This is a genomic window from Martinezella tropici (genome assembly GCF_003287875.1).
GTDB classification, from domain to species: Bacteria; Pseudomonadota; Alphaproteobacteria; order Rhizobiales; family Rhizobiaceae; genus Rhizobium; species Rhizobium tropici_C.
On record NZ_QMKK01000052.1, the window covers coordinates 120637 to 140424 of the forward strand.

A 19788-nucleotide genomic window follows, 5' to 3' on the forward strand; every position below is an offset into this window, starting at 1 on the left:
TCTGCGTGGCTTTTCACCGTCGACGATAAAGGAGTTGCGGTGTCGCCAACTCCTTCTCCCCTCGGGGAGAAGGTGCCCGACAAGGCGGATGAGGGGGCTTTGTACGAAGGAGCTAGCAATCGCCCATCCTTTGGCGCGAAAGTAGGGGAAGCCTGATGCAAACCAATTTCACGCCCGAACAGCTTGCCGATCCGCATGTGGCCGAATCAGAGGCGATCCTTCGCAAATGCGTGCATTGCGGCTTCTGCACCGCCACCTGTCCCACCTATGTGACGCTCGGCAATGAGCTCGATAGCCCGCGCGGCCGCATTTATCTCATTAAGGACATGCTGGAAAACGGCCGGGCCGCCGATGCCGAGGTGGTAACGCACATCGATCGCTGCCTGTCCTGCCTTGCCTGCACGACCACCTGTCCTTCCGGCGTCGACTACATGCATCTGGTCGATCACGCCCGGGCCCATATCGAAAATACTTACCGGCGACCGCTGATGGATCGGCTGACCCGCAATGTGCTGGCAGCCGTGCTGCCCTATCCCAGCCGTTTCCGGCTGGCCCTGCGGCTCGCAAACCTCGGCCGGCCATTCAAGGGTCTGTTGAGGCGCGTTCCGGCGCTTAAGCCTTTCGCCGCCATGCTCGATCTTGCGCCCCGCAGCATCCCGGCACCATCTACCTTTGCCAAACCCGCACTCTACGAGCCACAGGCGGAGCGGCGCGGTCGTGTGGCGATCCTGACGGGCTGCGCTCAGCCGGTGCTCGATCCCGAAATCAATGCTGCGGCGATCCGCCTGCTGACGCGCCTCGGTGTCGAGGTCGTCGTGCCGGAGGGGGAGGTCTGCTGCGGCTCGCTGGTTCATCATATGGGGCGCGAGGAACAGGCGCTTGGCGCCGCCCGCGCCAATGTCGATGTGTGGCTGCGCGAGATCGAGGCCGGAGGGCTCGACGCCATCATCATCACCGCGTCGGGCTGCGGCACGACGATCAAGGACTATGGGCATATGCTGCGCCTCGATCCCGCCTATGCCGACAAGGCGGCAAGGGTCTCGGCGCTTGCCAAGGACATCACCGAATATCTGGCAAGTCTCGATCTTCCCTCGCATATGCCGCGCGGCATCGCGGTCGCCTATCATTCCGCCTGCTCCATGCAGCATGGGCAGAAGATCACGATGGCGCCGAAACTGCTATTGAAGGCGGCCGGATTCACAGTGCGCGATCCGGCAGAGGGACATCTCTGTTGCGGCTCGGCCGGCACCTACAACATCATGCAGCCGGAAATTTCGGCAGAGTTGAAGGCGCGCAAGGTCAGGAACATCGAGGCGACGAAGGCCGATATCATAGCCACAGGCAATATCGGCTGCATCACGCAGATCGCGACGGGAACGGGCATTCCCATCCTGCATACGGTGGAGCTGCTGGACTGGGCCTATGGTGGCGAGATGCCCGCGAAGCTGAAGGGCCTGCAGCCGGCCGCTGCTTAGAGCAATTGCAGGAAAAGTGCAGAGCGGTTTTCCGTCCGGAATTGCGTATTAATGCAGCTTGTCCGGCGTGGGCAGGCGATGAGCCTGCCATTCGACTTCGAACCGATCGGCGGCAATTCGCGTCATGCTGATGCGGTCCTGCCCTTCCTCGAAGAAAATGCCATCCACCAGGCCGACAATACCATCGTAAAACGAGCCTTCGACGAGGCTGGTGATCCGCCGCATTTCATGTCCCACTGCAGTAAAATCGACAACCGACATGCATTGCCGGCGACCATCGGCAAACACGTCGATAAGCCGGGGAACATCGCCGGTGATGTCGACCTCGTAATAAACGATGACCGGCTCCTCGCTTTCCGGATGGATCCAGTCGCATCTGTAATAGGAAAAGCTCATGTGCTGGAATATAGCACATAATCCCCCGCGCCTGAACCGGTTTGGGGGATCGATCGCGAAGTTTGGCCGATCCGGCTTCAGAAGTTGAACGAGACGCCGAAGTTGAGCGCGTGGGTGAAGACCTTGGTCTTCAGCGTGTCGCCGCTGTCGATCGAAACATCGTTCACGAAGTTATAGTTACCCTTGTATTCGACGAAGGTCGACCAGTGCTTGGAGATCTGGTAGCTGACGCCGGCCTGTGCCTGCAGAGAAGCGCCGCCGAATTCGTAGTCGAAGGTGCGGCCGGAGGCGCGGGTGACTTCCACATGCGGCACGTTGATACCAGCGCCGAGGCCGACATAGGGCGTCCAGTTGCGGGCAGGGTCCTGGAAGCGGTAGAGCGCGTTCAGTGTCAACATGTTCAAGCCGTCGGTGAACTCGAAGTGCGACCAGCCGGGCGTGTTGCCGAGATCGCCATAGACCTTGGCATGCGAGTAATCCAGCGACACGCCCCAGTTCGGTTTGTCGAGCTCATCAAGCCACCAGATGCCGCGGAAGCCGAAATAGGGAGGCATCTTGAAGGATTTGCCCGACCAGTTCGGGTCGAAATCGGCCCCGTCCGATGTGGTCACGTTGCTGCCGGTTGCACCCTGCACGCCGCCATAGGCGGAAAATTGCATCTCTGCAGAGGCAGAATTGGCGGCGAATATGAATGCTGAAATAGCAAGTGCGGCAAGCGCCGGCTGCGTAATGCGAACTGCACGATGCATATGAAATCCCCGAATGCCAAAGTGCTGCCATCTAAGCGCGCTTCCGTGACACTTCTATTGCAGTCATAGGGGCGCAGGCCCGGCTTAGGCGGGAAAACTGACGGTAAACTGAAGGGAATAAGCCGTTTTGCGGCGGGTCGGGACGATAAATTTGAGGCTGTAACACTGATGCAACACCGGCATTCGTGTCACTTGGCGCGGAATGGCGCATCCTCCGAGAAACGGGCGTCCTCGATCCGCATGATCGATGTCATGCCACGGTCTAGAACGCCCGTAAACTGATGTTCGAATTGGGGCGAGGAGATATCGCTCCCCTTAGCCGCCGAACAGGGTCCGCAGCACATCGACGCCGCGATCCTGATAGCTGACTTCGCCCTGCTTGTTGCCGGGGCCGACCACGATGACCTTGGTGCCGACGGGGACGCGTTCGTAAAGATCGATCACGTCCTTGTTCATCATGCGGATGCAGCCTGAGGACATGTTGAGGCCGATGCTCCAAGGCTGGTTGGTGCCGTGGATGCGGAAGGCGGTGTCATTGCCGTTGCGATAGAGATACATGGCGCGCGCGCCGAGCGGATTGTCCTCGCCGCCTTCCTGATAGGCCGGCAGCTTGCGGCCCTTCTTGGCTTCACGGACGATCATCTCCGGCGGCGGCGTCCAGCCCGGCCATTCCGCCTTGCGGCCGACCTTGACGACGCCCGACCAGCCGAAGCCATCGCGGCCGACGCCGATGCCATAGCGCCTTGCGCGATTATTGCCTTCGACGAGGTAGAGATACTTGTTGTTGGTGTCGACGATGACGGTGCCTGGCGCTTCGTTCGTCGCAAGCCGCACCATGCGCCGCTGGAATTGCGGTTTGACCTGGCCTTGCGGTTCCACGGCGACCCGGACCACATCGCCGCGCGTGGTCGGTGCTGCCGCATAGGGCGTGGAAGCGGTAAAGGCTGCTGCGTTCGATGCTGCAAGAAGACACGCCGCAACGACGCCTGTCGCCACGACCGATAGTGCTGCTCTCATATGGAATTCCCTCGTTGAAGTCGGTAGGAAACTACCGGAACCGACGAAGGGATCAAGATCAAAATACCCGATAGGCAGAAAGGCCTGGAAGAACCTCCCTCTCTTCTATCGCGGATCAGACTATAGTCTGAACTATAGTGGAGGCCTTTCAGGCGCGGCGAATACTGAGCTTTCGATAAGCAGTATCGCCGCGCAGGTCCAAAAGGCTGTTCTCGATCACATCACGATGACGCGAGTGCCGACCTTAACGCGGTTGTAGAGGTCGATGACGTCTTCGTTGCGCAGGCGGATGCAGCCGGAGGAAACGGCGCTGCCAATGGTCCAGGGCGCGTTGGTGCCGTGGATGCGATAAAGCGTGGAGCCGAGATACATGGCGCGGGCGCCGAGCGGATTGGCTTCGCCACCCTCCATATGCGCCGGCAGATAGTGGCCCTTGGCCGCTTCGCGGGAGATCATTTCGGCTGGCGGCGTCCAATCCGGCCATTCCTGCTTGCGAGTGACGGTATGAGCGCCGGCCCACTCGAAGCCGGGCTTGCCGACGCCGACGCCATAGCGGCGTGCCTTGCCGCCATCCATCACCAGGTAGAGGAAGCGGTTGTTGGTATCGATGACGATGCTGCCGGGTCTTTCCTTGGTCTGATAGTCGACGATCTGCGGCAGGAATTGCGGGTCGATCTGGCCACGGATTGCCGGGTACCGCGGGCGGGCCATGGCAACCTGCTGAACGACCGGGCGCGCGAACAGCCCGCGCGGCTGCACGACCTGGCGCACCTGCGGATTGGCCGGCTGCTCCATTCTGGGATCGGCGGCGCGGCGCGCCATCGGGCGGGGATAGACGACCGGCTGCACATTGCCGCCGCCAAGCTGCATCACCCAGGGGGCGGTCAGATCGGGACTGACGATGACGGGCGGGCGCGATTGATAGCGATCGTCGGCAAAGGCGGTTGAGGCAAGCAGGCTTAAGGCGCCCGCGGCAAACAGGACGGCATGTTTCATCATCGGACAAACTCTCTACATGGGCCGAAGATGGGCGCGAAGGCACCCGGTCGAAACCATGGTGCCACTTGCACGCGAGCGAATGGTAAACATCTATTCATCAAAATGCCGCGAAGCCGATAAAGCTTTATCAGGGTTACCGCCTGGTTTGGAAAGATGGTTTGCAAGTGGTAAATCTGGAATCGGAATGCGCGATCGTCGAAATGTGCTTACGATTTTAAGCGTTTGATTGATCTGGTTTTATCCGATATTTGCATACCGGTTTCCGGTAGCGCGCGCTGAAATAGGGACGAATCGCGAAAATGGCCGACACGGGCATCATCACCGGCGAAGATGGCAAGGACCGCTGCTTCTGGCACGGTAATCTGCCGGAATATCAGCGCTATCACGACGAGGAATGGGGCCGTCCGGTCGTCAATGACATCAGGCTCTTCGAGAAGATCTGCCTCGAAGGCTTCCAGTCGGGTCTGTCCTGGCTGACGATCCTGCGCAAGCGCGAGAATTTCCGCGCCGCTTTTGCCGGCTTCGATTTCGAGAAGGTCGCCAAGTTCGGCGAAGCGGATATCGAGCGCTGCCTTGCCGATGCCGGCATCATCCGCCATCGCGGCAAGATCGTCTCCACCATCAACAATGCCAATCGCGCCATCGAGCTGCGCGATGAATTCGGATCGCTCGCCCGCTATTTCTGGAGCCACGAGCCGACCGCTGCCGAGCGGCCCGAAGTCTTCGATCTTGCGCATCTTCGCGCCAATCCGACGACGGCTGCTTCCGTGCGGATTTCGAAGGATCTGAAGAAGCGCGGCTGGACCTTCGTCGGCCCGACCACGGTTTATGCCTTCATGCAGGCCATGGGCCTGGTCAACGACCACATCGAGGGCTGCTACTGCCGGAAAGAGGTGGAGGCGATGCGATGCGCATTGGTGCGGCCATGAGGGCGGCGCTTCTTGGCCTTTCCATGGCGGCGCTTGCGCTGTTTGGTTCCGCAGCGGCTCATGCCGAGGATGCCGCCCAGCAGCTGCCGCAGCTCGACCGCGGCGAAAAAGTGGAGAAGATCAGCCTTCCCGCGGTCCTCGAAAAGCTGACGGGCTGGACGAAGTTCGGCAAGGGCAAGGTCTATATACTGCCGCTGAAGAAGGGCCAGCATGTGCGGATCACCTTCAGCTCGAAAAGCAAATATGCCTATATGGCGATCTTCGATCTGTCGTCGAGCGAGGATGAATCTTTCTTCGGTACGGACGAGGATGACAATACGGCCGATGTCACCGTCAACGAGGATACGACCTGGCTGATCAAGCCCTATTATTCGCGCGTCACTCGTCGGCGTGGCCTCGGTGCGCCTTACGAGATCCTCATCGATCCCAATCCGCCCGCCGCGCAGCAGGCGCCCGCCGATCAGCAGAAGGATCAGGGACCGATGCTGTTTCCGCCGCGCTCGAAACAGGGACAGTAGGGATTACTGCAACGCTTCGATCACGCCGTGTAGCTCGCCGAGATGGGCTATCTTGCGGAAACGCGGCGCTTCGGTCGGTTCCTCCACATGCTCGAAGGACCATGTAAGCTCGTGCGGTACGAAGACGCCGTAGCTTCCGGCTGCAAGCGCCGGCACGATATCCGATTTCAGGGAATTGCCGATCATCATCGCCCGTTCGGGCCCGTCGCCCACCTTGGAAAAAATCCGGCGGTAGGTGGAGGCGTTCTTGTCCGAGACGATCTCGACCGCATCGAAGAGGTCGCCGAGACCGGATTGGGCGAGCTTGCGCTCCTGATCGAAGAGATCGCCCTTGGTGATCAGCACCAGCAGGTATTTGCCCGACAGGTCCTCCAGCGTCTGACGCACATATGGCAGGGTCTCGACGGGATGGGCGAGAAGATCGCGGCCGATGTCGAGGATCTGGGCGATGACGGTCGAGGGCACTTTGCCTTCGGTGATCTCGATCGCCGTCTCGATCATCGAGAGGGTGAAGCCTTTGATGCCGAAGCCGTAATGTCTGAGGTTGCGCTTTTCAGCCTCCAATAGCCGCGCGGAAATGACGTCGCTTGCGGCGTGATCGGCGAGAAGATCGGTAAATTGCAGCTCCGTCAGCCGGTAGAACTGTTCGTTCTGCCACAGCGTGTCGTCGGCATCGAAGCCGATCGTGGTTAGGGGACGTTGCGTCATCGGTATGTCCGTTCTGCGCATTGTATGATGGATGAGTCTATCCCGCAGCGGACCGGAAGCAAGAGCGCGTGCCGGTAACCGCATCGTGATCGGCGGGAGGTCTCGCGTTGAAAATGGTTTCCAGTGCATTATGTGGTTGTTGTCTCGATTGCCGCGGAGCCAGAGCCGGGCGTCGATGACTGTTTCGTGACCTCTCCAGGGCAGCGCCGATAGCGGCTGCCATGCCGAGGCCAATCATAGCCAAAAGATATGCATTCACCGGCCGGAAGCATCTTCCGGCTGACCACAAGGGAATTTCTCCATGCGTTACAATCAACTCGGCAATACCGGGCTGTTCGTTTCCGAACTTTGCCTGGGTACGATGACCTTCGGTGAAGCCAATCCCAACACTCCCTGGGGCTCGATCGCAGATGTCGACCAGGCGCTGGCCGACAAGATCGTCGAAGGCTCGCTCGCCGCCGGCGTCAATTTCATCGACACCGCCGACGTCTATTCCTTCGGCAATTCCGAAAAGCTGCTTGGACAAGCCCTGAAGAACCTCGGCGTTCCTCGCAAGGATGTCGTCATCGCCACCAAGGTCTATGGCGTCATGGGCGATAAGCCGAACGATCGCGGCGCCTCGCGCGGCCATATCATGGACTCGGTGCAGGCCAGCCTGGATCGTCTTCAGACCGATCATATCGATCTCTATCAGATCCATGGTACGGATATCGTAACACCGATCGACGAGACGCTGCGGACGATGGATGATCTCGTTTCGCGCGGTCTTGTGCGTTATGTCGGCGTTTCCAACTGGCAGGCCTGGCGCATCGCCAAGGCGCTCGGCATTTCCGAACGCCGTGGCTTCGCCCGCTTCGAAACGGTGCAGGCCTATTATTCCATCGCCGGCCGCGATCTTGAGCGTGAAATCGTGCCTGTCATGGCCGAGGAAAAGCTTGGGCTGATGGTCTGGTCGCCGCTTGCCGGCGGTCTGCTCTCGGGCAAGTATGGTCCAGGCGCTCCCGGCAATGGCGAGGGGCGGCGTGCCAGTTTCGACTTCCCGCCCGTCGACAAGGACCGCGCCTGGGCCTGCGTTGCCGCCATGCGCGAAGTGGCGGAAAAGCATGGCACCAGCGTCGCTACCGTGGCGCTTGCCTGGATCCTGGCGAAGCCTTTCGTTACCAGCATCATCATCGGTGCCAAGCGTCTCGACCAGCTCGATCAGAACTTGGCGGCCGTCAGGCTGAAGCTCGATGCCGAGGATATCGCGAGGCTCGATGACGTCAGCGCACTTCCGGCCGAATATCCCGGCTGGATGCTGGCCCGCCAGAGCGCGCAGCGCGTGCCGCAGCCCTTCGAGCCGAAGGCCTGATATCTTTTGCAGAGGCCGGGCCGCCGCTTTTGGCAGCGGCCCGGCTGCTATCATAGCTCTATGACGATCTTGCCGAAGGGGCCGCGATCGAGATGATCGAAGGCGGCTGGCGCCTCGCCGAGCCCATAGCGGTGGTCGATGACGGGCTTCAGGCCGATGCTGTCGACCGCACGCACGAAATCCTCGAGCGAGCGGCGGTGGCCGACGCTGATGCCCTGCACGGTGGGAGACTTCAGCAGCAGCGGTGCCACAGGACCGGAAATGTCGAAGCCTTCGAGGACGCCGATGACGGAAATCCGGCCCTGCGGCGCAACCGCCTTCAGCGACTGACCGAGGTTCGGTCCGCCGGCGATTTCGATGATATGGTCGATGCCGCGATCGTTGGTGAGGCGATAGACCTCTTCCACCCAATCGCTCTTGTTCCGATCGATGCCGTAATGGGCTCCAAGCGCCTTGGCCCGCCCGAGTTTTTCCTGCCCCGACGAGGTTACGAAGACCTCGGCGCCCTGGGCAGTGGCAATCTGCAGGCCGAACAGCGCCACGCCGCCCGTTCCCTGCACCAGCACCGTGTCGCCGGGCTTGATCTTGCCGCGCTCCACCAGCGCGAACCAAGCCGTCAGGCCGGCGCAGGGCAGCGTGCTTGCCTCGGCATAATCGAGGCTTTGCGGCGATGATACGAGCCAGTCCTCCGACATGGCAACATATTCGGAGAGCACGCCGGGATAGAAGCCACCCAGCGTCTTGTAGGGCGGTGTACGGGCGTCACCGAGCGGCTTGCCATCGATCCAGCCGGGATGGAAGGTCGAAATGACCCGGTCGCCAACGGCAAATCTGGTCACGCCGTCTCCCACCGCTTCGACGACGCCTGCCATATCGGAAGCCGGTACGAAAGGAAATTGGAGCGGCAGGCCCATGCCGATCTCGCGAACGAGCTTGTCGCGATAGTTCAGAGAAACGGCCTTCACCCGCACCAGCACTTCGCCGCGCGCAGGTGTGGGAATCGCCGTTTCCGTGAGGTTCAAGGGAGCGCCGACGGCGACAGTATCGAGGGTCCAGCGCTTCATGGTCTTGGTCATCATGATCTCCTGAGAGAAATTGGAAGCAATGAACGGAAGCATATCGTTGCTTTCTGATCGCCAGTGGCGATATTATTTCCGCGTACTGGTTCCCCAAAGGAAGCAATCATCATGAATGACATGCTCAACGGCATTCCCGAATTCGTGGAGGCGGTCGAAGCTGGCGGTTTTTCGGCCGCGGCGACCCGCATGAACCTGTCTCGCTCGGCGATCGGCAAGACCATCGCCAAACTGGAACGGCGCCTGAATGTGCGCCTGTTTCACCGCACCACCCGCATGCAGAGCCTCACCGACGAAGGGCAAGCCTTTTACGAGCGCTGCCGCCGGGCGCTGGACGAGATACAGTCCGGCGAAGCCATGCTGGAATCGGGTAAGCGTGAGGTTACCGGACGTCTTCGTATCTCGATGCCTGTCCTTTTCGGTCGCCGCTGCGCTGCACCGCTGCTGCTGGAGTTGGCACGCATTCACCCCAAGCTTGAACTGGATCTTTCCTTCAGTGATCGCGTGGTCGATCTCTTCGACGAGGGCTTCGATCTCGCCATTCGCAACGGCGTGTTGCGGGACGAAGCCGGCCTCGCCGCGCGCAAGATCGCCCTCCATCGCATGACGCTATGCGCCTCGCCGGATTATCTTGCTGCAAGAGGTACGCCGCAGATCATTGCCGACCTCGATAGCCACGATCTTGTCGTCTATGCGAGATCGGGGGAGGCCAAGAGATGGACCTTCCTGCAGGGCGATGGAACGGCCGTCGACTATTTTCCGCAGACGCGATTGCGCCTTGATGACCTGGAGGTCATTGCGGATGCGGCTGCCGCCGGAATGGGTATTGCTTGGCTCCCCTGCTGGCTGGTGCGGGATTATGTGCACGCAGGCAAGCTTATGCCGGTACTCAATGTTTCCAGCCGACCCGTCAACGTCTATGCCGTCTGGCCGCAGGTGCCGCAGCTTTCGCTGAAGATGCGCGTGGTCATCGACCTGCTCGCCGCGCGTCTGCCTGCGATCATGGGCTGAGGATGTGACGATGCTCCGGTTAGAGGAGCGCGCCCTCCGCAAATACCTGGTTCCAACTGAAGACCTGCACGGATTTGCGCAGGCCTGCCAACCAGAATGGATCTTCCTTTACCAGACGGTCGACAGCATCGGTGGTCTCCGCTTCCACAAGCCACAGGCCGCCGGCAAAAGCGTCACTCTCCCGACTGAGCGGTCCGGCCGTTCTGATGGAGGCGGCATTCGCCTTCAGAAAAGCGAAGTGCCGTGGCAGATACTCCTTGCGGATCGCGGCGGCGTTTTGTTGATCGTCCTCAAACAGAACTGCGAACAGGGTCATCGTCATCTCCTTGCTGGATATTTCCAGTCTATGGCTGCAATAATGCTGTTACACGCGGTAAGTTTGCTGTTAGGAGCTGCAAAATTGCACGATATCGATTGGGATGACCTGCGTCACGTTCTGGCGCTCGCGCGAGGTGGATCCTTTGCCGCTGCCGGAAGAGCGCTTGGCACGGATGCGACGACGGTCGGTCGCCGACTGCGCATTCTGGAGAAACGCCTAGGCACGACCCTGTTTGCGCGCAATACCGGCGGCACCTTGTCGCCGACATCGACAGGCGAGATCGCGGTGGCGAAGGCCGAGGCGATGGAGGCCGAAGTCATGGCGCTGTCGAGCGCGTTGGATGCGGCAGATCCCATGGCGCTCGGCAAGGTCCGGCTTACCGCAGCGCCGTCATTCATCAGTCGGCTGCTGGTCCCCTCGCTGCCCAGCCTGCTGGCGCAGCATTCCGGCCTGCAATTGGAACTCATCGGCGATCCCAGAAATCTCAATCTGACCCGACGTGAGGCGGACATGGCACTGCGCCTCGCAAGACCTGCCGATATGACAAACGGCAAAGTCGTCGCCAGGCGAATCGCGACGCTGGATTATGCCATCTATGTCGCTACCGGGAAGGAGAGGCATGCGGAAGATTTGCCTTGGATCATCTATGAAGAGGCGATGGCGCATTTGCCGCATGCCCGCTGGATCACTACGCAGGCGGAAAAGTCAGGCTGTTCAAGCCCGCTTGCGGTCAATGATGCCGAAGCTCTGCTCCAGGCTGCGGTTGCAGGATTAGGGCGTGCGCTCCTGCCGAAAATCATGGCCGAGAATGCGGGAGGTCTTTGCCGCGTCGAAAGCGGCGACAGAAATCCGCCGGCGCGCGAGATGTGGCTGCTTATTCATGCTGAGCTTCGTCAGCTCGTTCGCATCCGCGCCGTTTCCGATTGGCTGGATAGCGTCTTCAAATTGCATAGGGAGCAGTGAGAGAGACGGCACGAATGCCGCCTCCCATTTACCGTATGGTTCACTTGCCGTGCTTCTTCAGCCAGGCTTTCATTTCCTTGATCTCGGCTTCCTGTGCAGTGATGACGCCCTCAGCCAGTTTGCGCAGCTCGGGATCCTTGCCGTATTTCAGCTCGATCTTTGCCATGTCGATCGCACCCTGGTGATGCGGGATCATGCCGCGGACGAAATCCGTGTCGGCATCGCCGCTGTAGTTGAGCATCATGTCCTTGTGCATCTTGCCCATGGCATCGTTGAACGCCTTGCTGGAGGCGCCCTGGTCGCCCATGGGCTTGCTCATGTCCATGCCCGACATGTCGTCGGCAAAGGCAGGAAGGCTAAAGGCGAAGGCGAACGCGCCGGCGAGGATCAGCGATTTTGAGGTAGACATAAGTGTCCTTTCCGTTTCTGGACGGTATCTGGATTTGAGCGGACAGCCGCTCGTGAAAGGAATGCAGATGATCGTCAGGCGAAACGGGGTGGCGGCGGCGTCGGCTGCGGACGTGAATCGGCAAGGCGCTGGCCGGAAGACGGCGCCGGATACGAGAATGCGTTCTTGGTATTTTCGATCGCAAGTGTCGGAGTCAGAGCCAGACAGGCGGCACAGGACGCCACATGCGCCATGCCGCCGGCGCAAGGGTTCTCCGGCTTCTTTTCTCGATGCTGCGGCATGTCGCCATGGGCGGCCATGCCAGGCATATCGGCCATGCCACCGTGCATGCTCATGGTCGATGCGGCGGGCATCGCGGTGACGGAATCGCAGCTAGGACAGTTCGCCAGCGCCGGCATGGCACAGTAGAACAGCCAGGCAATCATCATCGTCAGGATCGCAAGTAAGCGCATGAACACGAACCTAGCTGCAGCCGCCGCGAAGGCAAGCGCAAATTGCATCGTCTGGACATTGAAAGCCGATCAAGGCAGCAGTTTGACTTGCCTTATGATTTCGACGGGTGGAAAGCTGATGCAATCCGCCGCATCGAAGCTCAGTGTGAACCGAGCCTCCTTTGCCGCCGCCCATGTCAGCGCCTCTTCAGCCGCGCTTGCGGGGATTTTCATCGCGATGGTGCAATGCGGCTGCCAGCAATCCGGGCGGGAATGCTCATGACAAAAGGCTGGGTCTATCTCGTCGTGAATGGCGCGATGTATCTCTCTTAGAACTCGATCGTCCGCCGGACGCGCCCAGAGCACCAGCATCTCGTTTGGAAAATGGCCGATCCCGGAAAATTCGACCGATAACGGTGGCACGTTTGCGAAGGCCTTCTGAGCCGCCGTGACAAGCAAGGACACGGCAAGGTCCTCATAGACCGCAAATGTCAGATGCGGCGGGTAGTTCAGTGCCTGCATCGATGGAATGCTTTCGAACCGGCTCGCCTCCCGCCAGAGATTGAGAACCGGAGCGGCGCTGTTATCCGTGCATTTGAAAACGATTGCGTGTGGCATGGTTCCCTATGCTGCCTTCCCCGGCTTTTCTCGGTTTTGTCGGCCGCTAACATATAACAATCCTTGCCGCACTCAGCCCAATCCGCTAGTTAACCGCGACTGTTCCCGTACCGGATTACCCTAGAGATGAGCGACAAACAAAAGAAACCGCAGAAGCTCAAGGCCCGCCTGCCGCGTGGCTTTGTCGATCGTTCGGCCAGCGACATTCGCGCCGTCAACGAGATGACCGCAAAGATCCGGGCCGTTTATGAGCATTATGGTTTCGATCCTGTCGAAACGCCGCTGTTCGAATATACCGATGCGCTTGGCAAGTTCCTGCCCGACAGCGATCGGCCGAACGAGGGCGTGTTCTCGCTTCAGGATGACGACGAGCAATGGATGTCGCTGCGTTACGACCTGACGGCGCCGCTTGCCCGTCATGTCGCCGAGAATTTCAACGAGATCCAGCTTCCGTATCGCACCTATCGCGCCGGCTACGTCTTCCGCAACGAAAAGCCGGGTCCGGGCCGTTTCCGCCAGTTCATGCAGTTCGACGCCGATACCGTCGGCGCGCCGGGCGTGCAGGCAGACGCCGAGATGTGCATGATGATGGCTGATACGCTGGAGGCGTTGGGTATCAAGCGCGGCGACTATGTGATCCGCGTCAACAACCGCAAGGTTCTCGACGGCGTACTTGAGGCGATCGGCCTCGGCGGCGATGACAAGGCCGCCCAGCGGCTCAACGTGCTGCGCGCCATCGACAAACTCGACAAGTTCGGTCCGGAAGGCGTGGCGCTGCTGCTCGGCCTCGGCCGCAAGGACGAGTCCGGCGACTTCACCAAAGGTGCCGGCCTTGCGGATTGGCAGATCCAAGCCGTCCTTGCTGTGGTGACGTCTTCAACTGTTCCAAGCCTTCAACAGGTACTTGATCAGGTTACGCTCAAGACTGGTGGCGTTCCAGATGAGTTCGGCGGAATGTCTCATTTGCCATATGATGATGCCGTCCACCTGCTTACCGAACAGCTGGAGCCGATGATACGTGCGGCCGGTTATGATGCAGACCGTATCAAGATCGATCCCTCCTGCGTGCGAGGGCTCGAGTACTATACGGGCCCTGTTTTCGAGGCCGAGCTGACATTTCCGGTAATCAACGAGAAGGGCGAGAAGGTCGTCTTCGGCTCGGTCGGCGGCGGTGGCCGTTATGATGGGCTCGTCTCGCGCTTCATGGGCCAGCCGGTTCCCGCGACGGGCTTCTCCATCGGCGTCTCCCGCTTGATGACGGCGCTGAAGAACCTCGGCAAACTCGGCACGGAAGAGGTGATCGAGCCCGTGCTCGTCACCGTCATGGATGGCGATGTCGATGCAATGGGACGCTACCAGCGCTTCACGCAGCAGCTGCGTGCTGCCGGCATCCGCGCCGAGATGTTCCAGGGCAACTGGAAGAAGTTCGGCAATCAGCTGAAATATGCCGATCGCCGCGGCTGCCCGATCGCCATCATCCAGGGTGGCGACGAACGCGCCCAAGGCGTCGTCCAGATCAAGGATCTGATCGAGGGCAAGCGCCTTTCCGGCGAGATCGAGGACAATGCCAGCTGGCGGGAGGCCCGTGTCGCGCAGGAAACCGTGCCGGAAGCCGAGTTGATCGAGAAGGTCAAGGCTATCTTGGCGGCGCAGGCGGAAGACCGGAAGAGGGCGGGCTGATGCCCCTGATCAACCTCCCGGATTTTGCCGGCGATCTGCTGGACGAATTCTCCGTTCGCGGAACGGAGAGGGTGGATACGCCCATCATCCAGCCAGCCGAACCTTTTCTCGATATGGCCGGCGAAGATCTTCGCCGGCGCATCTTCATGACCGAAAGCGAAACCGGTGCCAGCCTTTGCCTGCGCCCGGAGTTCACGATCCCCGTCTGTCTGCGGCATATCGAAACCGCTACCGGCACGCCGAAGCGTTATTCCTATCTCGGCGAGATTTTTCGTCAGCGCCGCGAAGGCGGCCATGAGTTTTATCAGGCCGGCATCGAGGATTTGGGCGATAACGATACGGCAAGGGCCGACGCCCGTGCCGTTGGCGACGCTATCGGTATCCTAAGCCGCCTGGTCCCCGGCAAGCCGCTTTCGGTGACCTTGGGCGATCAGGCCGTGTTCGAGGCCGTGGTCCAGGCGCTCGGCCTGCCTACAGGCTGGCAAAAGCGGCTGATCCATGCCTTCGGCAACATGATGCAGCTCGAAACCCTGCTGGCGCATCTCGCAAGCCCGCAGCCGGTCACCGGGCTCGATGCGCATGTGCTCGATTTCCTCAACCGCGGCGACGAGCAGGGGCTGGTCAGGCATATCGACGCCACCATGCAGGCGACCGGCTATTCCACCAATGCCAGCCGCTCGCCGCGGGAAATCGCTCGCCGCCTTCGTGAGAAGCTGGTCCTGTCGGAAACGCGGCTCGATGATGCCGCCTTCCGTGTACTGGAGGAGTTCTTGTCGCTAAGCGTGCCGCTGGCAGATGCTTCCGCCGCGCTGGCCGGCTTCGCCGATGCGGCAGAGCTGGAGCTAGGCCCGGCTTTGAAGAATTTCGATGCCCGCGTCAAAGCATTGGCCGATGCCGGCGTCGATACCGCGAAGATCGACTATCGCGCCGCCTTCGGTCGCCCACTTGATTACTATACCGGTCTCGTTTTCGAAGTGACGGTGGAAGGTTCGAGCGCCGTGCTCGCCGGTGGCGGCCGCTTCGACCGGCTGATGACCCTGCTCGGTGCCAAGGGTCACATTCCGGCTGTCGGCTTCGCGCTCTGGCTCGACCGCATCGAAACTGCGAGGGCGGCCTGATGACCATCACGATAGCACTTCCTTCCAAGGGCCGGATGAAGGACGATTGCTCGGCTGTTTTCGAGCGTGCCGGCATGCGCATCGTCGCCGTCGGCAATGATCGCTCCTACCGTGGCCGCGTCGAAGGCTTGGAAGGCGTTGAGATCGCCTTCCTGTCGGCTTCTGAAATCTCGCGCGAGATCGGCAATGGCAGTGTCGATTTTGGCATTACCGGCGAAGATCTCGTACGTGAAGGCATGGCGGAGGCCGATCGCCGCGTCGAGTTCTGCGCAAGACTTGGATTTGGCCATGCCGATGTCGTCGTTGCGGTGCCGGATATCTGGCTCGATGTCGACACCATGGCCGATCTCGGCGATGTTGCAGCCGATTTTCGCGCCCGTCACGGCCGCAGGCTGACAGTTGCGACGAAATACTGGCGGCTGACGCAGCAATTCTTCTCCAGCCAGCACGGCATCCAGCTCTACCGTATCGTCGAAAGCCTCGGTGCGACAGAGGGGGCACCTGCTGCCGGCTCGGCCGATATCATTGTCGACATCACCTCCACCGGCTCAACGCTTCGGGCGAACCATCTGAAGGTCCTGTCGGATGGCATCATCCTGCGTTCCGAGGCTTGCCTCGTGCGCGCCCGCAAAGAGAGCCACGAGGGCAATGCGATGGTCGAGCGCATCATTTCGGCCGTGCGTAGCGCGCTCTGATCTTTGAGTTTCCCATTCACGAAAAAAGGCCCGCCGGAATTCCGGCGGGCCTTTTGTCTCGGGAAGTCTGTGGCAATCAGGCGGTTGCGTAGGCACCGCGGCGTGCGTCGACCGAGTAAACACCTGCGCCGTTGGTGGCGAGCATGATGTAGGCGCCGGCCAGGGTGACGTTCTTCAGGAAGTTGACGAAGTTCAGGCCGTTGATCCAACCATTGGCCGCGGCCGGGAAATCCGGAACGTTGACGGTCGGCAGGTGAAAGACGACGCCGGTGAAGACACAGAAAGCAGCAAGCAGCCAGCCGACGATGCGGACCTGGAAGCCGATGAGGACGCAGACGCCGGTGATGAATTCGAAGGCGCCGGCGACATAGGTCAGCAGCGTCGAAGCGGGCAGGCCGGCGCCGGCGATCATGCCGGCGGTACCGGACGGATCGGACAGCTTGCCGAAGCCGGCAAAGATGAACATGAAGGCGAGCAGAATGCGCGCCACGAGAATGATGATGTTGTTGGTATTGGACATGACGATCTCCAGTAAATTCGTTCGGATCGGGTGGCGACAATTTCTGAAGCAGATATTCGTGATTTTCGGGCGCTTGAAAAGATAAACAACTGCACACAATTAGTTCACAATCATTGAACAATGGTGCTTGCTGCACGCTCTTCCCATCGGCTCCATATCGGATATGGTGGCGCAAATTTGTTCGCGAAATCATGATCTTTGGAAGGAAATCCCATGGCCGATCTCTCCTCGTTTCCGATTACGAAGCGCTGGCCCGCCAGCAATCCCGATATCATCCAGCTCTATTCGCTGCCGACGCCGAACGGCGTGAAAGTTTCGATCGCGCTCGAGGAACTTGGTCTGCCCTATGAGCCGCATCTGGTTTCTTTCGGCACCAATGATCAGAAGTCGCCGGAATTCGTTTCGCTGAATCCGAACGGCCGCATTCCCGCGATCATCGATCCCGATGGCCCCGATGGCAAGCCGATCGGTCTGTTCGAATCGGGCGCGATCCTGGTCTATCTTGCAGAAAAGACCGGTAAACTTATCCCGAGCGATGCAGCCGGGCGTTACGAGACCATGGAATGGGTCTTCTTCCAGATGGCCGGCGTCGGTCCGATGTTCGGCCAGTTCGGTCATTTCTTCAAATTCGCGGCCGAAAAGGTCGCCAACAACCCCTATCCGGTCGAGCGTTACCGCGACGAGGCCAAGCGCCTGTTGAGCGTGCTGGAGGGCCGTCTGCAGGGGCGCCAGTGGATCATGGGCGATGAATATACCATTGCCGACATCACCACCTTCCCATGGGTCCGCGGTGTCGATGTCTTTTATGGCGGCCGTGAAGTCCTCGAGTTCGAAAGCTTCCCTGCGGTCATGAGCTGGCTCGACCGTGCCCTTGCGCGGCCGGCAAGTCAGCGAGGGCTCAATATCCCGAAGCGGGATTGAATCCCGATCCGTCAGCAGATCAGGCATGTGCTTCTACATCGGCGCCCATGTGACTGGCCCTCACTTCAGCGCAAGCGGGGCGAGGGGGCCGATCCTGTCAAACCCCTTCGCCCCGTCCTGAGTTTATCGAAGGGGCGGGGAGAAGGTGGACTCGAACAGTTGAGCGAAGCGAAACTGTGAAAGGACGGATGGGGGGCTAACCTGTCCATATGCGATTGCTCTGCCGCAAGCGGGAAGAGGGCTGGAGTGAGGGACCGGGCACATGCAGCGGCAAAGGTGAATTCACCCGACCGTCGTCTCAGTCGTTTCTACTGCCGCGCCGCCAATTGGCTGCCCGGCTCCGGCTTGAAGCGTGGAAACAGAAAGACGCCGACCATGCTGCCGGTGTGTTGCTCGTCCGCAGCCACGGATTCGCCGACGCAAAAGATCGGCTGGCGATAGCCGCCGGCGCCAAGCGTCGTGGTGGAATAGCAGAAAGAGGAATTGGTGGTTGCCGCCTGTTCGAACAGATCGAGGATACGCACGCGATCATGCGCGTTGTAGCAGTGCATCAGGCTGAGGAGACCGCATTCCGAAGAGCTCAGGCCATGCAGCATCGTGCTCCATTGCCCGAGCTTGATGATGCCGCTCGACAGATCGCCCGTCCAGCCCTCGGAAACGCAGAATTGCGCGAGCAGGTCAGGATTATGACCGTCAAACTCCAGCGAACCCGGGGCAAACGGTGCGGCAAAATTGGCCTTGGCAATCTTGAACAAGATGATCCCCACTTAAGCGCATGATCCTCCTGCGCTTCATCCAAATTCCAATGCATCTTCCGGTTGGAAACCTTCCCGCACGCCGCGCTCCACGAAAAAGCTGACATTCGGCTCCATCGATTCCATTTTCGCCATGCTTCTTCCGGGTTGCTGGTCCCGTCTATGAAGTCATTTCAAGTAAAAAAACCGGACGCCTATCAATTCTCAAGATCATGATCATGCGCGGTCGCTGATTAAGCGTGCCGAAAATAAGTAAAATTTGCGTGCATTGCAGCTAACCCTCTAAAATCGCTGCGCTGGGATTTATAGGAGCTTTTTCAAAAACGGCAATGGGGCAATTTGCATAAATTTGCGCTGCGCGAAACTTGCCGGTCTCGTGCCGAAACCATAGGCATACAAATGAAAAGGGCGGCTCGAAAGCCGCCCTTCGTCAATTCCGGATGTCGGATTGAACAATCGCAAAAGGCCGCTGGCCTATCACATCATGTCCATGCCGCCACTTCAGGCCGTTTGGCGGCCTGAAGCACTAAAGTGCATGGGCGAAGCCTTATGGACATTCCTGCGATTAGGCCGCTGACCTATCACATCATGTCCATGCCGCCCATGCCGCCCATGCCGCCCGGCATGCCGGCAGGGGCATCCTTCTTCGGCAGTTCAGCAATCATGGCTTCGGTGGTGATCAGCAGCGAAGCAACCGAAGCTGCGTTCTGCAGAGCCGTGCGAACAACCTTGACCGGGTCGACGATGCCCATGGCGATCATGTCGCCGAACTCAGACGTCTGGGCGTTGTAGCCGTAGTTGTCTTCGTTCTTGTCGAGAACCTTGCCGACAACGATCGAAGCTTCGTCACCAGCGTTTTCAGCGATCTGGCGAACCAGCGACTGCAGGGCACGGCGAACGATGTTGACGCCGGCTTCCTGATCCTGGTTTTCACCCTTGGCGGTGATCTTCGTGGAAGAACGCAGGAGAGCGATACCGCCGCCCGGGACGATGCCTTCCTGAACAGCAGCGCGCGTCGCGTTGAGAGCGTCGTCGATGCGGTCCTTCTTTTCCTTCACTTCGACTTCGGTCGAGCCGCCGACGCGGATGACGGCAACGCCGCCAGCGAGCTTGGCAAGACGTTCCTGCAG

23 protein-coding genes are annotated in these 19788 nt (G+C 60.0%); 10 read left to right on the forward strand and 13 right to left on the reverse strand.

Translation table 11 applies throughout. From position 1 onward, the window contains the following. Window positions 1-155 precede the first annotated feature (155 nt). Window positions 156-1475 carry a glycolate oxidase subunit GlcF gene (gene glcF / locus DQ393_RS25025; RefSeq protein ID WP_112344387.1) on the forward strand — a complete coding sequence of 440 codons (1320 nt, stop codon included), beginning with the start codon at window positions 156-158 and terminating at the stop codon, window positions 1473-1475. 48 nt (window positions 1476-1523) lie between these two features. Here the strand turns inward: glcF and DQ393_RS25030 are convergent, their stop codons facing one another. The 4 genes from DQ393_RS25030 to DQ393_RS25045 form a co-directional block, all read right to left on the reverse strand. Then, window positions 1524-1871 (reverse strand): DUF6881 domain-containing protein, encoded by a 348-nt coding sequence (locus tag DQ393_RS25030; RefSeq protein WP_112344388.1) that lies wholly within the window; start codon window positions 1869-1871, stop codon window positions 1524-1526. A gap of 77 nt (window positions 1872-1948) precedes the next feature. Then, on the reverse strand, window positions 1949-2620 hold the full coding sequence (locus tag DQ393_RS25035; RefSeq protein WP_112344389.1) for an outer membrane protein: 672 nt from the start codon (window positions 2618-2620) through the stop codon (window positions 1949-1951). A 315-nt stretch (window positions 2621-2935) separates the two neighbouring features. Further along, a complete protein-coding gene (locus DQ393_RS25040) occupies window positions 2936-3637 on the reverse strand; it encodes a L,D-transpeptidase (RefSeq protein ID WP_112344390.1) in 702 nt (233 codons plus the stop codon). 216 nt (window positions 3638-3853) lie between these two features. Further along, window positions 3854-4636 carry a L,D-transpeptidase gene (locus tag DQ393_RS25045; protein ID WP_112344391.1) on the reverse strand — a complete coding sequence of 261 codons (783 nt, stop codon included), beginning with the start codon at window positions 4634-4636 and terminating at the stop codon, window positions 3854-3856. 299 nt (window positions 4637-4935) lie between these two features. On the opposite strand from DQ393_RS25045, the gene DQ393_RS25050 reads away from it, so the two are divergent. Then, a complete protein-coding gene (locus DQ393_RS25050; RefSeq protein ID WP_112344392.1) occupies window positions 4936-5565 on the forward strand; it encodes a DNA-3-methyladenine glycosylase I in 630 nt (209 codons plus the stop codon). Further along, window positions 5544-6083, forward strand: coding sequence for a hypothetical protein (locus DQ393_RS25055; protein ID WP_432422027.1), 540 nt, complete (start codon window positions 5544-5546; stop codon window positions 6081-6083). The genes DQ393_RS25050 and DQ393_RS25055 overlap by 22 nt, the downstream gene beginning before the upstream one ends. A gap of 3 nt (window positions 6084-6086) precedes the next feature. Here DQ393_RS25055 and DQ393_RS25060 read toward each other — a convergent pair whose 3' ends face one another. Beyond that, complete coding sequence (locus DQ393_RS25060) at window positions 6087-6791, reverse strand: HAD family hydrolase (RefSeq protein ID WP_112344420.1); 705 nt, start codon at window positions 6789-6791, stop codon at window positions 6087-6089. A 301-nt stretch (window positions 6792-7092) separates the two neighbouring features. Here DQ393_RS25060 and DQ393_RS25065 point away from each other — a divergent pair, with 301 nt between their 5' ends. Then, a complete protein-coding gene (locus tag DQ393_RS25065) occupies window positions 7093-8142 on the forward strand; it encodes an aldo/keto reductase (RefSeq protein WP_112344393.1) in 1050 nt (349 codons plus the stop codon). A gap of 50 nt (window positions 8143-8192) precedes the next feature. Here the strand turns inward: DQ393_RS25065 and DQ393_RS25070 are convergent, their stop codons facing one another. Further along, window positions 8193-9218 (reverse strand): zinc-dependent alcohol dehydrogenase family protein, encoded by a 1026-nt coding sequence (locus DQ393_RS25070; RefSeq protein WP_112344421.1) that lies wholly within the window; start codon window positions 9216-9218, stop codon window positions 8193-8195. A gap of 111 nt (window positions 9219-9329) precedes the next feature. Between DQ393_RS25070 and DQ393_RS25075 the strand changes: the two genes are divergently transcribed. Beyond that, on the forward strand, window positions 9330-10229 hold the full coding sequence (locus DQ393_RS25075; RefSeq protein WP_112344394.1) for a LysR family transcriptional regulator: 900 nt from the start codon (window positions 9330-9332) through the stop codon (window positions 10227-10229). Between the two features lie 19 nt (window positions 10230-10248). Here the strand turns inward: DQ393_RS25075 and DQ393_RS25080 are convergent, their stop codons facing one another. Beyond that, the gene (locus DQ393_RS25080) at window positions 10249-10551 is read right to left on the reverse strand and encodes a YciI family protein (RefSeq protein WP_245430449.1); all 303 of its coding nucleotides are present in this window, start codon (window positions 10549-10551) and stop codon (window positions 10249-10251) included. A gap of 78 nt (window positions 10552-10629) precedes the next feature. Between DQ393_RS25080 and DQ393_RS25085 the strand changes: the two genes are divergently transcribed. Further along, the gene (locus DQ393_RS25085) at window positions 10630-11511 is read left to right on the forward strand and encodes a LysR family transcriptional regulator (protein ID WP_245430450.1); all 882 of its coding nucleotides are present in this window, start codon (window positions 10630-10632) and stop codon (window positions 11509-11511) included. Window positions 11512-11551: 40 nt separating this feature from the next. On the opposite strand, the gene copM is transcribed toward DQ393_RS25085, so the two are convergent. From copM to DQ393_RS25100, 3 genes are all read right to left on the reverse strand, one after another. Beyond that, window positions 11552-11920, reverse strand: a complete 369-nt coding sequence (gene copM, locus DQ393_RS25090) for a CopM family metallochaperone (protein WP_112344397.1) — start codon at window positions 11918-11920, stop codon at window positions 11552-11554. Between the two features lie 74 nt (window positions 11921-11994). Then, a complete protein-coding gene (locus DQ393_RS25095) occupies window positions 11995-12372 on the reverse strand; it encodes a hypothetical protein (protein WP_112344422.1) in 378 nt (125 codons plus the stop codon). A gap of 69 nt (window positions 12373-12441) precedes the next feature. Beyond that, a complete protein-coding gene (locus DQ393_RS25100; RefSeq protein WP_112344398.1) occupies window positions 12442-12969 on the reverse strand; it encodes a 2'-5' RNA ligase family protein in 528 nt (175 codons plus the stop codon). A 126-nt stretch (window positions 12970-13095) separates the two neighbouring features. On the opposite strand from DQ393_RS25100, the gene hisS reads away from it, so the two are divergent. The 3 genes from hisS to hisG are packed head-to-tail and all read left to right on the forward strand — an operon-like array spanning window position 13096 to window position 16462. Beyond that, the gene (gene hisS, locus DQ393_RS25105) at window positions 13096-14649 is read left to right on the forward strand and encodes a histidine--tRNA ligase (protein ID WP_112344399.1); all 1554 of its coding nucleotides are present in this window, start codon (window positions 13096-13098) and stop codon (window positions 14647-14649) included. Next, window positions 14649-15767 (forward strand): ATP phosphoribosyltransferase regulatory subunit, encoded by a 1119-nt coding sequence (locus DQ393_RS25110; protein WP_112344400.1) that lies wholly within the window; start codon window positions 14649-14651, stop codon window positions 15765-15767. The genes hisS and DQ393_RS25110 overlap by 1 nt, the downstream gene beginning before the upstream one ends. Next, window positions 15767-16462 carry an ATP phosphoribosyltransferase gene (hisG, locus tag DQ393_RS25115; RefSeq protein ID WP_112344401.1) on the forward strand — a complete coding sequence of 232 codons (696 nt, stop codon included), beginning with the start codon at window positions 15767-15769 and terminating at the stop codon, window positions 16460-16462. The genes DQ393_RS25110 and hisG overlap by 1 nt, the downstream gene beginning before the upstream one ends. Window positions 16463-16538: 76 nt before the next feature. On the opposite strand, the gene DQ393_RS25120 is transcribed toward hisG, so the two are convergent. Further along, window positions 16539-16982, reverse strand: a complete 444-nt coding sequence (locus DQ393_RS25120; protein ID WP_112344402.1) for a DoxX family protein — start codon at window positions 16980-16982, stop codon at window positions 16539-16541. 213 nt (window positions 16983-17195) lie between these two features. On the opposite strand from DQ393_RS25120, the gene DQ393_RS25125 reads away from it, so the two are divergent. Further along, window positions 17196-17903, forward strand: a complete 708-nt coding sequence (locus tag DQ393_RS25125) for a glutathione binding-like protein (protein WP_112344403.1) — start codon at window positions 17196-17198, stop codon at window positions 17901-17903. 308 nt (window positions 17904-18211) lie between these two features. Here DQ393_RS25125 and DQ393_RS25130 read toward each other — a convergent pair whose 3' ends face one another. Both DQ393_RS25130 and DQ393_RS25135 read right to left on the reverse strand, forming a co-directional pair. Next, on the reverse strand, window positions 18212-18658 hold the full coding sequence (locus DQ393_RS25130) for a hypothetical protein (RefSeq protein ID WP_210260522.1): 447 nt from the start codon (window positions 18656-18658) through the stop codon (window positions 18212-18214). Window positions 18659-19239: 581 nt separating this feature from the next. After that, a partial coding sequence (locus DQ393_RS25135) for a TCP-1/cpn60 chaperonin family protein (RefSeq protein WP_281024050.1) occupies window positions 19240-19788 on the reverse strand: 549 nt, incomplete at its 5' end.

What these genes read in the sequence shown, in the direction of transcription:
- DQ393_RS25030 (WP_112344388.1), bottom strand. Translation starts at nt 1,871, where the DNA reads ATGAGCTTTTCCTATTACAGATGCGACTGGATCCATCCGGAAAGCGAG.
- DQ393_RS25070 (WP_112344421.1), bottom strand. Translation starts at nt 9,218, where the DNA reads ATGACCAAGACCATGAAGCGCTGGACCCTCGATACTGTCGCCGTCGGC.
- DQ393_RS25110 (WP_112344400.1), top strand. Translation starts at nt 14,649, where the DNA reads ATGCCCCTGATCAACCTCCCGGATTTTGCCGGCGATCTGCTGGACGAA.
- DQ393_RS25055 (WP_432422027.1), top strand. Translation starts at nt 5,544, where the DNA reads ATGCGCATTGGTGCGGCCATGAGGGCGGCGCTTCTTGGCCTTTCCATG.
- DQ393_RS25120 (WP_112344402.1), bottom strand. Translation starts at nt 16,982, where the DNA reads ATGTCCAATACCAACAACATCATCATTCTCGTGGCGCGCATTCTGCTC.
- DQ393_RS25075 (WP_112344394.1), top strand. Translation starts at nt 9,330, where the DNA reads ATGAATGACATGCTCAACGGCATTCCCGAATTCGTGGAGGCGGTCGAA.
- DQ393_RS25035 (WP_112344389.1), bottom strand. Translation starts at nt 2,620, where the DNA reads ATGCATCGTGCAGTTCGCATTACGCAGCCGGCGCTTGCCGCACTTGCT.
- hisG (WP_112344401.1), top strand. Translation starts at nt 15,767, where the DNA reads ATGACCATCACGATAGCACTTCCTTCCAAGGGCCGGATGAAGGACGAT.
- DQ393_RS25100 (WP_112344398.1), bottom strand. Translation starts at nt 12,969, where the DNA reads ATGCCACACGCAATCGTTTTCAAATGCACGGATAACAGCGCCGCTCCG.
- DQ393_RS25050 (WP_112344392.1), top strand. Translation starts at nt 4,936, where the DNA reads ATGGCCGACACGGGCATCATCACCGGCGAAGATGGCAAGGACCGCTGC.
- glcF (WP_112344387.1), top strand. Translation starts at nt 156, where the DNA reads ATGCAAACCAATTTCACGCCCGAACAGCTTGCCGATCCGCATGTGGCC.
- DQ393_RS25060 (WP_112344420.1), bottom strand. Translation starts at nt 6,791, where the DNA reads ATGACGCAACGTCCCCTAACCACGATCGGCTTCGATGCCGACGACACG.
- copM (WP_112344397.1), bottom strand. Translation starts at nt 11,920, where the DNA reads ATGTCTACCTCAAAATCGCTGATCCTCGCCGGCGCGTTCGCCTTCGCC.
- DQ393_RS25065 (WP_112344393.1), top strand. Translation starts at nt 7,093, where the DNA reads ATGCGTTACAATCAACTCGGCAATACCGGGCTGTTCGTTTCCGAACTT.
- DQ393_RS25040 (WP_112344390.1), bottom strand. Translation starts at nt 3,637, where the DNA reads ATGAGAGCAGCACTATCGGTCGTGGCGACAGGCGTCGTTGCGGCGTGT.
- DQ393_RS25095 (WP_112344422.1), bottom strand. Translation starts at nt 12,372, where the DNA reads ATGCGCTTACTTGCGATCCTGACGATGATGATTGCCTGGCTGTTCTAC.
- DQ393_RS25080 (WP_245430449.1), bottom strand. Translation starts at nt 10,551, where the DNA reads ATGACGATGACCCTGTTCGCAGTTCTGTTTGAGGACGATCAACAAAAC.
- DQ393_RS25125 (WP_112344403.1), top strand. Translation starts at nt 17,196, where the DNA reads ATGGCCGATCTCTCCTCGTTTCCGATTACGAAGCGCTGGCCCGCCAGC.
- hisS (WP_112344399.1), top strand. Translation starts at nt 13,096, where the DNA reads ATGAGCGACAAACAAAAGAAACCGCAGAAGCTCAAGGCCCGCCTGCCG.
- DQ393_RS25045 (WP_112344391.1), bottom strand. Translation starts at nt 4,636, where the DNA reads ATGATGAAACATGCCGTCCTGTTTGCCGCGGGCGCCTTAAGCCTGCTT.